This window comes from Streptomyces sp. TN58 (assembly GCF_001941845.1).
Lineage (GTDB): Bacteria > Actinomycetota > Actinomycetes > Streptomycetales > Streptomycetaceae > Streptomyces.
The window spans coordinates 1,822,114-1,837,437 of record NZ_CP018870.1; the positions used below are offsets into that span (position 1 = coordinate 1,822,114).

General features: G+C 71.2%; 12 protein-coding genes. 1 reads left to right on the forward strand and 11 read right to left on the reverse strand.

Features of this window, described 5'->3' with window-relative positions; genetic code table 11:
- The first annotated feature begins 143 nt into the window (after positions 1-143).
- Positions 144-923, forward strand: coding sequence for a 6-phosphogluconolactonase (pgl, locus tag BSL84_RS08320; protein ID WP_030026866.1), 780 nt, complete (start codon positions 144-146; stop codon positions 921-923).
- A gap of 84 nt (positions 924-1,007) precedes the next feature.
- Here pgl and pgi read toward each other — a convergent pair whose 3' ends face one another.
- From pgi to uvrC, 11 genes are all read right to left on the reverse strand, one after another.
- Positions 1,008-2,663, reverse strand: a complete 1,656-nt coding sequence (pgi, locus tag BSL84_RS08325) for a glucose-6-phosphate isomerase (protein ID WP_075972016.1) — start codon at positions 2,661-2,663, stop codon at positions 1,008-1,010.
- Positions 2,664-2,813: 150 nt separating this feature from the next.
- Complete coding sequence (locus tag BSL84_RS08330; RefSeq protein WP_010352468.1) at positions 2,814-3,149, reverse strand: RNA polymerase-binding protein RbpA; 336 nt, start codon at positions 3,147-3,149, stop codon at positions 2,814-2,816.
- Between the two features lie 180 nt (positions 3,150-3,329).
- Entirely contained in the window at positions 3,330-3,560 is a 231-nt protein-coding gene (gene secG, locus BSL84_RS08335; protein ID WP_030026864.1) for a preprotein translocase subunit SecG, read from the reverse strand.
- A gap of 130 nt (positions 3,561-3,690) precedes the next feature.
- Entirely contained in the window at positions 3,691-4,467 is a 777-nt protein-coding gene (gene tpiA / locus BSL84_RS08340; RefSeq protein ID WP_030026863.1) for a triose-phosphate isomerase, read from the reverse strand.
- Positions 4,468-4,472: 5 nt separating this feature from the next.
- Positions 4,473-5,684, reverse strand: a complete 1,212-nt coding sequence (locus tag BSL84_RS08345) for a phosphoglycerate kinase (protein ID WP_075970095.1) — start codon at positions 5,682-5,684, stop codon at positions 4,473-4,475.
- A gap of 126 nt (positions 5,685-5,810) precedes the next feature.
- Positions 5,811-6,815 carry a type I glyceraldehyde-3-phosphate dehydrogenase gene (gene gap / locus BSL84_RS08350; RefSeq protein ID WP_030026861.1) on the reverse strand — a complete coding sequence of 335 codons (1,005 nt, stop codon included), beginning with the start codon at positions 6,813-6,815 and terminating at the stop codon, positions 5,811-5,813.
- Positions 6,816-7,048: 233 nt separating this feature from the next.
- A complete protein-coding gene (locus tag BSL84_RS08355; protein WP_075970096.1) occupies positions 7,049-10,042 on the reverse strand; it encodes a M14 family metallopeptidase in 2,994 nt (997 codons plus the stop codon).
- Between the two features lie 150 nt (positions 10,043-10,192).
- Positions 10,193-11,188 carry a DNA-binding protein WhiA gene (whiA, locus tag BSL84_RS08360; RefSeq protein ID WP_030009075.1) on the reverse strand — a complete coding sequence of 332 codons (996 nt, stop codon included), beginning with the start codon at positions 11,186-11,188 and terminating at the stop codon, positions 10,193-10,195.
- Positions 11,179-12,243: a gluconeogenesis factor YvcK family protein gene (locus tag BSL84_RS08365; protein ID WP_030026859.1), complete on the reverse strand. Its 1,065-nt coding sequence runs from the start codon at positions 12,241-12,243 to the stop codon at positions 11,179-11,181. Before BSL84_RS08365 ends, whiA begins: the two co-directional genes overlap by 10 nt.
- Positions 12,240-13,187 carry an RNase adapter RapZ gene (gene rapZ / locus BSL84_RS08370; protein ID WP_030026858.1) on the reverse strand — a complete coding sequence of 316 codons (948 nt, stop codon included), beginning with the start codon at positions 13,185-13,187 and terminating at the stop codon, positions 12,240-12,242. The genes BSL84_RS08365 and rapZ overlap by 4 nt, the downstream gene beginning before the upstream one ends.
- The gene (uvrC, locus tag BSL84_RS08375; protein ID WP_045321583.1) at positions 13,184-15,283 is read right to left on the reverse strand and encodes an excinuclease ABC subunit UvrC; all 2,100 of its coding nucleotides are present in this window, start codon (positions 15,281-15,283) and stop codon (positions 13,184-13,186) included. The genes rapZ and uvrC overlap by 4 nt, the downstream gene beginning before the upstream one ends.
- Between the last annotated feature and the right edge of the window lie 41 nt (positions 15,284-15,324).

Below are 15,324 nucleotides of genomic sequence, written 5' to 3' on the forward strand. Positions count from 1 at the left end.
CGGAAAATCCAGCCTCGCCGGCGTTTGAGGCGCGTGGTCTGGGGCGGAGCCCCAGGAAACGGTGAAGGGGCGGGGCGGGGAGCGGCTCCGCGCAGCGGCACCACACCACCCCAGGACCACCACGAAGGCGGCAGCACATGGGTATGACGACTCCTCAGGTCGTCGTCCACCGGGACAAGGAACTGATGGCCCAGGCCACCGCGGCCCGGCTCATCACGAAGATCGTGGACGCTCAGACGGCCCGCGGCACCGCGTCCGTGGTCCTCACCGGCGGACGCAACGGCAACGGACTCCTCGCCGCACTGGCCACCGCCCCTGCCCGCGACGCGATCGACTGGCAGCGGCTCGACCTGTGGTGGGGCGACGAGCGGTACGTGCCCGCCGACGACCCCGAGCGCAACCACACCCAGGCCCGCCAGGCCCTCCTGGACTCCGTCCCGGTCGACCCCGCGCGCGTGCACGCCATGCCCGCCTCGGACGGCCCGTACGGCGCCGACGTGGACGCGGCGGCCGCCGCGTACGCGGCGGAGCTGGCGAAGGCGGCCGGTCCGGAGGACCACGGCCCGGTGCCCACCTTCGACGTGCTGATGCTGGGCGTCGGCCCGGACACGCACGTGGCCTCGCTGTTCCCCGAGCACCCGGCGGCCCGGGAGACCGACCGCACGGTGGTCGGCGTGCACGGCGCGCCCAAGCCCCCGCCCACCCGGGTCTCGCTGACCCTCCCGGCCATCCGGGCGGCCCGCGAGGTCTGGCTGCTGGCGGCCGGCGAGGACAAGGCCGGGGCGGTATCCATCGCCCTCGGCGGGGCGGGCGGGGTGCAGGCGCCGGCCGCGCAGGCGTACGGGCGCTCACGCACCCTGTGGCTCCTGGACCGTGCGGCGGCGGCGAAACTGCCGTCCGGGATGTATCCCCCGGCCTCCTGACGGTCCGCCCGTACTGGGCGGAAGACGGAAGAACACCGCGACGGGCCCGCCCTTCTCCATGAGGGCGGGCCCGTCGCGCAGGTGTCAGGCGCGTCCGCGCAGCTTGCGGTAGGTGGTCACCAGCGACTGCGTCGAGGCGTCCAGGCCGGGCACGTCCACGCCTTCGGTCAGGGCGGGCTCGACGCGCTTGGCGAGGACCTTGCCGAGCTCGACGCCCCACTGGTCGAAGGAGTCGATGTTCCACACGGCGCCCTGTACGAACACCTTGTGCTCGTACAGGGCGATGAGCTGGCCGAGCACCCCGGGGGTGAGCTCGGTGGCCAGGATGGTGGTCGTGGGGTGGTTGCCGTGGAAGGTCTTGTGCGGGACCAGCGACTCCGGCGCCCCTTCCGCGCGGACCTCGTCGGCCGTCTTGCCGAAGGCCAGGGCCTGGGTCTGCGCGAAGAAGTTGGCCATCAGCAGGTCGTGCTGGGCCGCCGGGGCCGCTTCCAGCTCGGCGACCGGGTTCGCGAAGCCGATGAAGTCCGCCGGGATCACCTTCGTCCCCTGGTGGATGAGCTGGTAGTAGGCGTGCTGGCCGTTGGTGCCGGGCGTGCCCCAGACCACGGGGCCCGTCTGCCACTGGACCGGATCGCCGTCGCGGTCCACGGACTTGCCGTTGGACTCCATGTCCAGCTGCTGCAGGTACGCCGTGAAACGCGAGAGGTAGTGGCTGTACGGGAGCACCGCGTGCGACTGCGCGTCGAAGAAGGCGCCGTACCAGATCCCCAACAGGCCCATCAGGAGCGGGGCGTTCTCCTCGGCGGGCGCGGTGCGGAAGTGCTGGTCCATCAGGTGGAAGCCGGCGAGCAGGTCGCGGAAGGCGCCCGGGCCGATCGCGATCATCAGGGAGAGCCCGATGGCCGAGTCGAAGGAGTAGCGCCCGCCGACCCAGTCCCAGAACTCGAACATGTTGGCCGGGTCGATGCCGAACTCGGTGACCTTCTCCGCGTTGGTCGACAGCGCCACGAAGTGCCGCGCCACGGCGGCCTGGTCGCCGCCCAGACCCGCGAGCAGCCAGCCGCGCGCCGACGTGGCGTTGGTGATGGTCTCGATGGTGGTGAAGGTCTTGGAGGCGATGATGAACAGCGTCTCGGCCGGGTCCAGGTCGCGCACGGCCTCGTGCAGGTCCGCGCCGTCGACGTTGGAGACGAAGCGGACGGTCAGGCCGCGGTCGGTGAAGGCGCGCAGGGCCTCGTAGGCCATGGCGGGGCCCAGGTCGGAGCCGCCGATGCCGATGTTGACGACGTTCCTGATGCGCTGCCCGGTGAAGCCGGTCCACTTCCCGGACCTGATCTGCTCGGAGAAGGCCGCCATCTTGTCGAGGACCGCGTGCACGCCGGGGACGACGTCCTCGCCGTCCACCTCGACCACGGTGTCGGCCGGTGCGCGCAGCGCGGTGTGCAGCACCGCCCGGTCCTCGGTCGTGTTGATCTTCTCGCCGCGGAACATGGCCTCGCGCAGCTCGGCCACGCCCGTGGCCGCCGCCAGTTCGCGCAGCAGCTCCAGCGTCTCGTCGGTGACGAGGTGCTTGGAGTAGTCGATGTGCAGGTCGCCGACCTGCAGGGTGTATCCGGCGCCGCGGCCGGGGTTCTCCTCGAACAGCTGCCGCAGGTGCGTGTGCCCGAACTCCTCCCGGTGCTTGCCGAGTGCCAGCCACTCCGGCATGCGGTTGAGCTTCGCCCTGCTCTCTGCGTTCATCTCGGACATCAACCCGTTTCTTCCGTCCTGTCGTGCCCCGCCGCCCTCCAACTTAAGGGATCACAAGCGGCGCAACGCACACAAAGAGGCCCGGCCCCGCAGGAGAGATTCCTGCGGGGCCGGGCCTCACGTCACATTCGCCGGGCGGGGTCAGATCTCGCCCCGGAGCTTGGCGAGCGCCTCGGCGAGGATCGCCTCGCCGTCGGCGTCGGAGCGCCGCTCCCGTACGTACGCCAGGTGCGTCTTGTACGGTTCGGTGCGCGGCGGCGCGGGCGGGTTGTCCCGGTCCTGGCCGGCCGGGAACCCGCAGCGCGGGCAGTCCCAGGTGTCCGGCACCTGCGCGTCGCTGGCGAAGCTCGGCTGCGTCTCGTGCCCGTTCGAGCACCAGAAGGAGATGCGCAGGCGGGGTGCGGACTCGCCGCGCTCCGCCTCACCCATCGGCCCCGCTCCGACCCGGCTACCACGGATCGCGTTGCCACTTGCCACGGTCGTAACTCCCTGCGTGATGGTGCCGCGGAGTGTGAGTGGATGTCCGCCGCGGAGCGCCCAAGTCTACGTAAGGCCCAACGCGCGTCCAGCGAGCGGAGTTACTGATTCCACGTCGTGAACGCCAGCCTCATGATAGGCCGGACGACGCCGACCGGACTGCCGGAATGGCGAGAACGGTCAGCTGGTCGACTTCACCACGAGGCCGAGCGCGACGATGCACGCGAACCAGAGCAGGCCCACCACGACGGTGATGCGGTCCAGGTTCCGCTCCGCGACGGAGGAGCCGCCGACCGACGACTGCATGCCGCCGCCGAACATGTCGGAGAGGCCGCCGCCCTTGCCCTTGTGCATCAGCACGAGCAGCATCAGCAGGGCGCTGAAGACGATCAGGGCGATCGAGAACCCCATAATCACGGCTGATTCCTACTTTCTGGCTTTTTCAGGCTTTCCGGCTTTGCGGGACGTGCGCGGGGGCCATCGGCTGGTGGTGCAGCCTCTGGCCCCCGCAAGGGTACGACGGATCGGCCCTACCGCATACTCACTGGTCGCGGAAGCGGACGATCTTGACGAACTCGTCCGCGTCGAGCGCCGCGCCGCCGATCAGGGCGCCGTCGACGTCGGGCTGCGCCATGATCGCCGCGATGTTCCCGGACTTCACCGAGCCGCCGTACTGGATGCGGACCTTGTCGGCCAGCTCCTGCGAGTACAGCTCCGCGAGGCGGCGGCGGATCGCCCCGCAGACCTCCTGGGCGTCCTCGGGGGTGGCGACCTCGCCGGTGCCGATGGCCCAGACGGGCTCGTAGGCGATCACGATGGACTCGGCCTGCTCGGCCGGGATGTCCTTCAGGCCGCCGTCGACCTGGGCCAGGGTGTGGGCGACCTGGTTGCCGGCCTTGCGGACGTCCAGGCCCTCGCCGACGCACAGGATCGGGGTGAGGCCGTGCCGGTAGGCGGCCTTGACCTTGGCGTTGCAGACCTCGTCGCTCTCGCCGTGGTACTGGCGGCGCTCGCTGTGGCCGACGGCCACGAACGTGCACTTCAGCTTGGCGAGCATGGAGCCGGAGATCTCGCCGGTGTAGGCGCCCGAGTCGTGCGCGGAGACGTCCTGGGCGCCGTACTTGATCTTCAGCTTGTCGCCTTCGACCAGCGTGTGGACGGAGCGCAGGTCGACGAAGGGCGGCAGGACCGCGACCTCGACGGCGTCGTAGTCCTTGTCGGCGAGCGCGAAGGCGAGCTTCTGGACGTGGGCGATGGCCTCAAGGTGGTTGAGGTTCATCTTCCAGTTGCCCGCCATGAGCGGGGTGCGGGTGGTCATGCGGTTCAGCCCTCCAGGGCGGCGAGGCCGGGGAGCGTCTTGCCCTCAAGGTATTCGAGGGAGGCGCCACCGCCGGTGGAAATGTGGCCGAAAGCGTTCTCGTCGAAGCCGAGCGTGCGGACCGCGGCGGCGCTGTCGCCACCGCCGACCACGGTGAAGGCGTCGCTGTCGACGAGAGCCTGCGCGATCGCGCGGGTGCCGCCGGCGTAGTCGGGGTGCTCGAAGACGCCAAGCGGGCCGTTCCAGAAAACGGTCTCCGCGTCGGCGATCTTCGAGGCGTACAGCTCGCGGGTCTTCGGACCGATGTCCAGACCCTCCTTGTCGGCGGGGATCTTGTCCGCGTCGACGGTGGTGTACTCGGCCGGGGCCTTGGTCTTCAGGTCGGGGAAGTCCGACGCGGCCAGGATGTCGACCGGCAGGACGAGCTCGACGCCGGTGGACTCGGCCCGGGCCATGTACTCCTTGACCTTGTCGACCTGGTCCTTCTGGAGCAGTGAGATGCCGACCTCGTGGCCCTTGGCGTAGAGGAAGGTGTAGGCCATGCCTCCGCCGATGAGGATGCGGTCGGCCTTGCCGAGGAGTTCGTCGATGACGGCGAGCTTGTCGGAGACCTTGGCGCCGCCGAGGACGACGACGTAGGGGCGCTTGACCTCGTCCGTCAGCTTCTTCAGGACGCCGACCTCGGTGGCGATGAGCTGGCCGGCCGCGTGCGGGAGCCGCGCGGGCAGGTCGAAGACCGAGGCGTGCTTGCGGTGGACCGCGCCGAAGCCGTCGCCGACGTAGATGTCCGCGAGCCCCGCGAGCTGGTCGGCGAAGGCGGCGCGCTCGGCGTCGTCCTTCGAGGTCTCGCCGGCGTTGAAGCGGAGGTTCTCGATGACGGCCACCTGGCCGTCGGTGAGGGCGGCGACGGTCTCCTTGGCGGAGGAGCCCACCGTGTCGGTGGCGAACGCGACGTCCGCGCCGAGCAGTTCACCGAGGCGCACGGCGGCCGGGGCGAGCGAGAAGGCCGCCTCCGGGGCGCCCTTGGGGCGGCCGAGGTGCGAGGCCACGACGACGCGGGCGCCGGCTTCGGCGAGCTTCGCGATCGTGGGCTGGACGGCGCGGATACGGCCGTCGTCGGTGATCGTGCCCTCGGCGAGCGGGACGTTGAGGTCCGCGCGGACGAAGACCCGCTTGCCCTTGACGCCTTCGGCGAGCAGTTCGTCGATCGTCTTCATGTGTTTCTGACTCCTTTGGGCGCCCGTGTCGGGGGCGAAGAACGACTGGCAAGCTACAGGGTCCGGACTGCGCATCGTCGCGCGGCCCGGACCCTGTGCTTCACATCGTGGTGTCAGCCCTGGAACTCAGAGCCGGCCGCCGACGAAGACCGTCAGGTCCACGAGGCGGTTGGAGTAGCCCCACTCGTTGTCGTACCAGCCGACGACCTTGACCTGCTTGCCCTGGACCATGGTCAGGGAGGAGTCGAAGGTGCAGGACGCCGGCCAGTTCACGATGTCGGAGGAGACGATCGCGTCCTCGGTGTAGTCGAGGATGCCCTTCAGCTGGCCCTCCGAGGCCTTCTGGAAGGCGGCGTTGATCTCGTCCTTGGTGACCTCGCGGTCGAGCTCCAGCACGAGGTCGGTGACCGAGCCGGTCGGGACCGGGACGCGCATCGCGATGCCGTCGAGCTTGCCCTTGAGCTGCGGCAGGACCAGCGCGGTGGCCTTGGCGGCACCCGTGGAGGTCGGGATGATGTTCTCGGCGGCGGCGCGGGCGCGGCGCAGGTCCGAGTGCGGGAAGTCCAGGATGCGCTGGTCGTTCGTGTAGGCGTGGACCGTCGTCATCATGCCCTTGACGATGCCGAAGTTCTCGTCGAGGACCTTGGCCATCGGCGCCACGCAGTTCGTGGTGCAGGACGCGTTGGAGATGACGTGGTGGTTGGCCGCGTCGTACTTGTCCTGGTTGACGCCCATCACGATGGTGATGTCCTCGTCCTTGGCCGGAGCCGAGATGAGGACCTTCTTCGCACCGGCCGCGATGTGCTTGGCGGCGTCGGCCTTCTTCGTGAAGATGCCGGTCGACTCGATGACGATGTCGGCGCCCAGTTCGCCCCAGGGGAGGTTCGCGGGGTCGCGCTCGGCGAAGGTCTTGAAGGTGTTGCCGCCGACGGTGATGGTGTCGTCGGTGTGGGAGACCTCGGCCTTGAGGCGGCCCAGGATGGTGTCGTACTTGAGAAGGTGCACCAGGGTGGCGTTGTCAGTCAGGTCGTTGACACCGACGATCTCGATGTCCGCTCCCTGCTCCAGGAGGGCCCGGAAGTAGTTGCGGCCGATACGGCCAAAACCGTTGATGCCTACGCGGATCGTCACGAACCGATCTCCTCGTTGGTGCGCCGGTGAGAGCGCCGGCGAGCTGTAAATGGGATGTCCCCGACCGCTTACGACCCTACCTCTCCGTGAGCTTCTGGGTGACATCGGTCGAGGGCTGACACTCCCCGCACTTCGCCGGGTACCCTCCGCCGAGGCCCGCCGCGGACGGTCCGTAGCGGGCCTCGGGGACCTCGGTCCCGGTCACCGTGGGTGAGCGTCAGGAGTGGCGCTGTTCAACGGTTGAGCGTGCGGAGCGCCTTACCGACGAGTAGGGCTCGGTCCGCCGCCGCGGGCAGGTGTTCCAGGCCGAAGCCCAGAAGTACGGTGTCACGCGTGGTCACCGACGCGTAGGACCGGAAGAGCTCTCCCGTGCGGGCCCAGTCGCCCGGCACGTCGGGGCTTCCGGCGGGTGCGCCCTGGGCCGTCCAGGCGCCGAGCGAGGTCTCGAACCCCTCGGCCGGCTGCTCTCCGGCGGCGGTCGACAGCCGTACCTCGTCCGCGAAGACGCCGCGTCCGCCGGTGCCGGGGTCGGTGATGGTGGAGAGCGAGAGTTCGACGGAGCGGCCGGCGTAGGCGCTCAGGTCGAAGGAGACCTGCTTCCAGCCGCCGGAGGAGCCGGTGAAGGTGTTCCACTGGCCGCTGGTGCCGTGCGGGGTGCAGCCGCCGCCCTCCAGGGTGAGGTAGCGGCGCAGGAACGGGTGGCCGTTGACGAAGAACCCTGCCGCGCACTCCTCCGGGACGGCCGGGCTGCTCAGCCCGCCGGCCTCCGGCAGCATGGTCCAGTCGTCGCCGCCGGCGCTGCGGGCCTCCAGTGCGGCGTGGTCGTAGCCGTTCTCCAGGTTCCAGTTGAGGGCGAGCCTGAGCTGCGGCCGGTCGGCCGCGGTGACGCCGGTGAGGTCGATGGTGCGGACGAGCCGCTTCCAGTCGCTGTCGGCGTGCAGCGCGGAGGCCATCTGGCCGCCGGCGTAGGGCGCGTACGGGTTCTTGATGCCGGTGTACCCGCCCGCCTGGGCGCTGGTGAACTGCGGGAACTGCGCGGGAGCCAGGGTTTCGGAGGTCACCGTGTAGGAGCCGGGGGTGTTCAGCGGGTTGCCGGCGGCGTCGCCGAGGCCGCCGTTCGCGCCGTGCAGGGCGCCGGCGCCGGTGAAGCCGGTGGCGCCGGGGGTGCTGGTGCGGCCGTAGGCGCCGAGCCAGTACTGGCTGAAGTCGTTGGTCAGGGCGGGGCCGACCTGGGCGTTGCCGCCGGCCTGCTCGCCGGCCTCGATCAGCCTGCCGCCCTCGTTGAGGAAGTCGCGGACCGCCAGCTGGGTGTCCCCGCCGGGCGTCTTGGCGCCGGTGTGGTGGACGGCCGTGGCGAAGTGGGACAGGACCCCGAGGTGGTGCGGGACGCCCTGGACGGCGACGTCCCAGACCGCGGCGGAGCGGCCGTTGGCGCGCAGCGCGTCGACGTACGTTTGGGCGTGCTGGGCGGCGGCGCCCTCCTCGGCGATCACCAGGACGTCCGCGCGGGGCCGCTCGGCCACCGTGTAGGTGAAGTGCTCGCTGGAGACCCGCCGGCCGGAGCGGTCGCGGCCGGTGAACCAGACCTCGACCTCGTCGCCCGGTTTCGTGCCCTCGACCTCGGCGCGGTACTCGTCGAACCAGTTGTTGTCCTCGCCGCCGTAGACGTCGCCGCCCTTCCAGGCCTTGAGGTCCTCGTCGTGCGTGCGGCCGCCGTTGATCCGGTAGTTGAGCTCCTTGTCCTTCAGCGACTTGCGGGCCGTGACGGCGACCTGCTGGTCCTGGCCGCGGGCCGCGTAGGAGGTGGTGAAGGGGTCGAGGGTGAAGTCGGGCGCGCTCAGGCCGACGGGCGACGAGGGCCGGTCGGGGTGCGCGGCGCTCTCGCCGACGGCGAGGGCGAAGGGGACGTTCTTGGCGAACTCCGCCTGGATGAGCTTCTCGTCGTCGGGGAAGTTGAAGCCGGAGGCGCAGTCCTCGGGCTTCCACGGGTCGTCCGGGTCGGCGGCCGAGGCGGTCTGGCAGGTGGTCATCTCCGGCGTGAACATCATGATGCCGTTGACGTTGGAGGCGTGGCCGTCGGCCTCGCCGTTGGTGGTGTACAGCTCGGAGGACACCTGGGGGTGGTAGCCGGGGACGCCCGGGTTCTCGGGGGTGCCGGCGAGGGTTTTGTAGGCCACGTCGTCGGGCGTGGGGGTGGCCACCTGCCAGCCCACGCCGTAGAGCAGCAGCTCGGCGGCGGAGTGGTAGTTGACGGCGTACTCGAAGCCGATGCGCTTCTGGAAGGCGTCGAGGGCGGCGGTCTCGGGCTCGGAGGAGGCCTTGGGGCCGCGGTAGGTCTCACTGGCCTGGTTCGGCGAGGAGCCCTCGTTGTCGTAGCCCCACTTGTAGGCGAAGTTGCGGTTGAGGTCGACGCCGTCGCCCGCGGTGACGGTGCCGTCGCCGTTGTTGTCGCGCAGGTTCTTGCGCCACAGCCGCCGGCCGTCGGGGGCGTGCGTGTAGTCGTAGCCGTCGGGGTTGGCGCTGAGCAGGAACCACAGCTCGCTGGAGTCCACCAGGCCGGTGATCCGCTGGTCCTTGCCGTAGTTGTCGAGCGTGTGGTGCATCAGCCGCCGGGTCATCTCGGGGGTGATCCACTCGCGGGCGTGCTGGTTGGACATGTACAGCACGGAGGGCTTGTGGCCGTCCTTGGTCTTCTTCGCGTTCTTGCTGACCTTCAGGGCGAGGATGTCCTTGCCCTGGACGGTCTTGCCGATGGAGACGACCTTGGTGAGCGCCGGGTGCTCCCGGGCCGTGCGCAGGATCTCCTCCTGGAGGCCGCCCTTGCCGCTGTACGGGCGGAACACGCCGTCGCCGGCCGCCTTGGCCCGGGCCAGGCCCTGGGCCGGGACGACGCGCTCGGCGAGCTTGACGCCCTGGGCGGCGAGCTCGCCGGCCTGCGCCCCGGTGAGGAAGAGCTCGACCCGGGCGGTCCCGGCGTCGGGGGCGCGTTCGCTGAGCTCGTGGGCGTCCTGGCCGGCCGCGAGGACGAGCGGTACCTGCTCCCGCGTGATGTCGGCGTCGTAGACCCGCACCTCCTCCGCGCCGGACGCGGGGCCGGGTGCGGGGCCCGGCGAGGCGGTGCCCGGAGCGGGGCCCGGCCGGGCCTGGGCGGTCGCGGGCAGAGCGGCGAGTGTGGTTCCGAGAACGAGTGCGCTTGCGGCGAGGACGACTCTCGCGCGGTGACTCATGTGCCCCCCTGGGCGTCGGCTGCCACGAAAGGTTCGGACGCCAGACTCAAGACCGGCCCATGCTCATGTCAATGGGGCATGCCGCGAAGGGGCCCGCACGAGTGATCGCGCGAGCCCCTTCCGACGTAGCCGTCCCGGCGGTGCCGGTGCCTATCCGGCCATGTTGTCGGCCATCTCCTCGCTGAGGTCGAGGTTCGACTCGGTGCCGGGGATGCCGAGGTCCTGGGCCCGCTTGTCGGCCATCGCCAGCAGACGCCGGATCCGGCCGGCGACGGCGTCCTTGGTCAGCGGCGGGTCGGCGAGGGCGCCCAGCTCCTCCAGGGAAGCCTGCTTGTGCTCCATGCGCAGCCGGCCGGCCGCGGCGAGGTGCTCGGGGACCTCCTCGCCGAGGATCTCCAGCGCGCGCTGCACACGGGCTCCGGCGGCCACGGCGGCCCGCGCCGAGCGGCGCAGGTTGGCGTCGTCGAAGTTGGCCAGGCGGTTGGCGGTGGCGCGCACCTCGCGCCGCATCCGCCGCTCCTCCCAGGCCAGCACCGACTCGTGCGCGCCGAGCCGGGTCAGCAGGGCGCCGATCGCGTCGCCGTCGCGGACCACGACCCGGTCCACGCCGCGCACCTCGCGCGCCTTGGCGGCGATGGAGAGCCTGCGGGCGGCGCCCACCAGGGCCAGGGCGGCCTCCGGGCCGGGGCAGGTGACCTCCAGGGAGGAGGACCGGCCCGGCTCGGTGAGCGAGCCGTGGGCCAGGAAGGCGCCGCGCCACGCCGCCTCGGCGTCACAGGTGGCCCCGGAGACCACCTGGGGCGGCAGCCCCCGGATGGGACGCCCGCGGCCGTCCACGAGGCCCGTCTGGCGGGCCAGCTGATCGCCTCCGGCCACGACGCGGACCACGTAGCGGCTGCCGCGGCGCAGTCCGCCGGGCGCCATCACGACGAGGTCCGAGGAGTGGCCGAAGATCTCCAGGATGTCCTTGCGAAGACGTCTGGCGGCGATCCCGGTGTCGAGCTCCGCCTCGATGACGATGCGGCCGCTCACCAGGTGCAGCCCGCCCGCGAACCGAAGGATCGCCGAGACCTCCGCCTTCCTGCAGCAGGTCCGGGTGACGGGCAGGCGGGAGATCTCGTCCTTCACCGCAGGCGTCATCGCCATGGGCCGATCCTTCCATGCATCCGAAAAATACGGTCGTACGCGGCGGCCAGCAGCTCCGGGTCGTGCTTCGGCGAGCCGTCCTGCCTGGCCACGGGGGCCAGCTCGACCGCGGCACCGAACCGTTTCGCGGCATCGGCAAGGGACTCGCGGTCGGGCACGGCGGCCTCGTCGGCCAGCACCACGTCCAGGGCGAGTTTAGGGGCGTGTCGGGCCAAAACCTCCAAATGACGCTGCGGAGAGAAGCCCTCTGTTTCGCCGGGCTGCGGCGCGAGGTTCAGCGAGAGGACCCGCCGGGCCTTCGTCTCCGTCAGCGCGTCCAGCAGTTCCGGCACCAGCAGGTGCGGAATCACGGACGAGAACCACGATCCGGGGCCCAACACCACCCAGTCGGCGTCCAGGACGGCCGCGACGGCCTCCGGCACGGCGGGCGGGGCGCTCGGCACCACCTGCACGGACAGCACCTCGCCCGGGGTCAGCGCCACCGTGGCCTGCCCGCGGACGGTGTCGACGTCCTCGGGACGCGCCGGGTCGTGGCCCCTGACCAGGGCCTGGAGCTCCAGCGGCACCGCCGACATGGGCAGCACCCGGCCGTGGGCGCCCAACAGGCGCCCCACCAGGTCGAGGGCCTGGACGGGGTCCCCGAGCTGTTCCCACAGGGCGACGATCAGCAGGTTGCCGACGGCGTGTCCGTGCAGGTCGCCCTCGGACTGGAAGCGGTGCTGGATGACCCGGGCCCAGGTCTGCCCCCAGTCGTCGTCACCGCACAGCGCCGCCAGCGCCTTGCGCAGGTCGCCGGGCGGCAGCACGCCGAGCTCCTCCCGGAGCCGCCCGCTGGAGCCGCCGTCGTCGGCGACGGTGACCACGGCCGTGAGGTCCCCGGTGATCCGGCGCAGGGCGGCGAGGGAGGCCGACAGGCCCTGGCCTCCGCCGAGCGCGACCACCTTGGGCGTGGTGCCTCTGCGGCGGCCGGAACGGCCGGAGCGGCCCGCGCCGTCCTCTCCCCGGCCCGGGGTGAGACGGCGCAGGCGGCTCAGCCGCGGCGTCCGTGCGGTCACTCGCGCCCCATGTCCCGGTGGACGACGACGGTCTCGACTCCCTCGGAGGCGAGGCGGGCGGCGAGCTTCTCGGACATGGCCACGCTGCGGTGCTTGCCGCCCGTGCACCCGACCGCGATGGTCACGTACCGCTTGCCCTCGCGGCGGTAGCCGGTGGCGATGAGCTGGAGCAGCTCGGTGTAGCGGTCCAGGAACTCCTTGGCGCCGGGCTGGCTGAAGACGTACCCCGACACCTCCTCGTTGAGCCCGGTGAAGGGGCGCAGCTCCGGGACCCAGTGCGGGTTCGGGATGAAGCGGCAGTCGACGACGAGGTCGGCGTCGACGGGGAGGCCGTACTTGAAGCCGAAGGACATGACGGTGGCCCGCAGCTCGGGCTCCTCGTCCCCGGCGAACTGGGCGTCCATCTTGGCGCGCAGCTCGTGCACGTTGAGGCTGGAGGTGTCGATCACCAGGTCGGCGTCGCCGCGCAGCTCGCGCAGCAGGTCGCGCTCGGCGGCGATGCCGTCGGTGATGCGCCCGTCGCCCTGGAGGGGGTGCGGGCGGCGGACCGACTCGAAGCGGCGGACCAGCGCGTCGTCGGAGGACTCCAGGAAGACGATGCGGCGGGTGACGCCCTTGCTGTCGAGGTCGGCGAGGGACTCGCGCAGCGCGTCGAAGAACTGCCGGCCGCGGACGTCGACGACGACCGCGATGCGGGCCACGTTGCCCTGGGAGCGGGCGCCCAGCTCCACCATGGTGGGGATCAGGGCCGGCGGCAGGTTGTCGACGACGAACCAGCCGAGGTCCTCCAGACACTTGGCCGCCGTGCTGCGGCCGGCGCCGGACATACCGGAGATGATCACCAGCTCGGGGATGGCCGCCTCGGCGGTCTCGCCGGGCTCCGCTGTCGTGCCCGTACTCACCTGTGCTCCGTCTCGGTCGTGCGTGGTCTCGTGCTCGGTCATTGCTCGGTCCCCCGTTCGGACGATGCTCCCGCTGGCGCGGGGTTCTCATCCTCAATGATCTCTCCTGTGGCCGTGTTGACGGCGGGACCGGCGGGGACCGCTCCGGCGAGGGCCGCGGCCACGGTCTCGGCCGTCTTCCGTCCTATGCCCGGGACCTCGCAGATCTGCTCGATTGTCGCCTGTCTCAGCTTCTTCACCGAACCGAAGTGCTTGATCAGGGCGTGCTTGCGGCTCTCGCCGAGGCCGGGCACCTCGTCCAACGGCCCCGACTTCAGGCGCTTGCCGCGCTTGCTGCGCTGGTACTGGATGGCGAAGCGGTGGGCTTCGTCACGTACCCGCTGGAGCAGGTAGAGGCCCTCGCTGGTGCGGGGCAGGACGACGGGGTCGTCCTCGCCGGGCACCCAGACCTCCTCCAGCCGCTTGGCGAGGCCGCAGACGGCGACGTCGTCGATGCCGAGCTCGTCCAGGGCCCGCTTGGCGGCGGCCACCTGCGGCTGTCCGCCGTCGACGACGACGAGCTGGGGCGGGTAGGCGAAGCGCTTGGGCCTGCCGTCGTCCTCGGGCGGCCCGTCCGCGCCGGTCGCCCCGGTCACCCCGTCCGCGCCGGTCGCCTGGGTCACGCCGGTCGCGCCGGTCGCCCCGGTCACGCCGGCCGACCCGTCCGCGCCGTCCTGTGGGTCCCACTCCCCCGTCCTGGTCTTCTCCAGCAGGTAGCGCCGGAAGCGCCGGGAGACCACCTCGTGCATGGACCGGACGTCGTCCTGCCCCTCGAAGGATTTGACCTGGAAGCGCCGGTACTCGCTCTTGCGGGCCAGTCCGTCCTCGAAGACGACCATGGACGCGACGACGTCGTCGCCCTGGAGGTGGGAGATGTCGAAGCACTCGATGCGCAGCGGTGCGCTGTCCAGCTCCAGCGCCTCGGCGATCTCCTCCAGCGCCCGGGAGCGGGTGGTGAGGTCGCTGGCGCGCTTGGTCTTGTGCAGGGCGAGGGACTGCTGCGCGTTGCGGTGGACGGTCTCCATGAGGGCCTTCTTGTCGCCGCGCTGCGGTATCCGCAGGCTGACCTGGGACCCGCGGCGCTCGGCGAGCCACTGGGCCAGCGCGGGCGTGTCCTCGGGGAGCGCGGGGACCAGCACCTCCTTGGGGACGGCCTCGCCCTTCTCCTCGCCGTAGAGCTGCTGGAGCGCGTGCTCGACGAGCCCCGCGGTGTCGACGGCCTCGACCTTGTCGGTGACCCAGCCGCGCTGGCCGCGGACACGGCCGCCGCGGACGTGGAAGATCTGCACGGCGGCTTCGAGCTCGTCCTCGGCGACGGCGATCAGGTCGGCGTCGGTGGCGTCGGCGAGCACCACGGCGTTCTTCTCCATGGCGCGGCGCAGCGCACCGATGTCGTCGCGCAGCCGGGCGGCCTTCTCGTACTCCATCTCCTCGGCCGCCGCGTGCATCTCCTTCTCCAGCCGGGAGAGGTAGGCGCCGGTGCGGCCGGCCATGAAGTCACAGAAGTCCTCGGCCAGTTCGCGGTGCTCCTCGGGGGTGACCCGGCCGACGCAGGGTGCGGAGCACTTGCCGATGTAGCCGAGCAGGCAGGGGCGGCCGATCTGGGCGGAGCGCTTGAACACCCCGGCCGAGCAGGTCCGCACCGGGAACACCCGGAGCATGAGGTCGACGGTCTCGCGGATCGCCCAGGCGTGGGCGTACGGGCCGAAGTAGCGCACGCCCTTCTTCTTGGGGCCCCGCATGACCTGGACTCGCGGGTACTGCTCGTTCAGCGTGACGGCGAGGGAGGGGTAGCTCTTGTCGTCGCGGTACTTGACGTTGAACCGGGGGTCGTACTCCTTGATCCAGGAGTACTCCAGCTGCAGCGCCTCGACCTCCGTGGAGACCACGGTCCACTCGACGGAAGCGGCCGTGGTCACCATGGTGGCGGTACGGGGGTGCAGCCCCGCGACGTCCTGGAAGTAGTTGGCCAGCCGCTGGCGCAGGCTCTTGGCCTTCCCGACGTAGATCACCCGGCGGTGCTCGTCGCGGAACCTGTAGACCCCCGGCGAGTCGGGGACCTGCCCCGGCTGGGGGCGGTAGCTGGAAGGGTCGGCCATGCCAACCACCCTACTGGCGCGCACCGACAACCCCCCGCAGC

Bases quoted from the DNA above. Each gene is read 5' to 3' on its own strand.
- pgl (WP_030026866.1), top strand. From the start codon at position 144: ATGACGACTCCTCAGGTCGTCGTCCACCGGGACAAGGAACTGATGGCC.
- pgi (WP_075972016.1), bottom strand. From the start codon at position 2,663: ATGAACGCAGAGAGCAGGGCGAAGCTCAACCGCATGCCGGAGTGGCTG.
- secG (WP_030026864.1), bottom strand. From the start codon at position 3,560: ATGGGGTTCTCGATCGCCCTGATCGTCTTCAGCGCCCTGCTGATGCTG.
- tpiA (WP_030026863.1), bottom strand. From the start codon at position 4,467: ATGACCACCCGCACCCCGCTCATGGCGGGCAACTGGAAGATGAACCTC.
- BSL84_RS08345 (WP_075970095.1), bottom strand. From the start codon at position 5,684: ATGAAGACGATCGACGAACTGCTCGCCGAAGGCGTCAAGGGCAAGCGG.
- BSL84_RS08355 (WP_075970096.1), bottom strand. From the start codon at position 10,042: ATGAGTCACCGCGCGAGAGTCGTCCTCGCCGCAAGCGCACTCGTTCTC.
- whiA (WP_030009075.1), bottom strand. From the start codon at position 11,188: ATGGCGATGACGCCTGCGGTGAAGGACGAGATCTCCCGCCTGCCCGTC.
- rapZ (WP_030026858.1), bottom strand. From the start codon at position 13,187: ATGACCGAGCACGAGACCACGCACGACCGAGACGGAGCACAGGTGAGT.
- uvrC (WP_045321583.1), bottom strand. From the start codon at position 15,283: ATGGCCGACCCTTCCAGCTACCGCCCCCAGCCGGGGCAGGTCCCCGAC.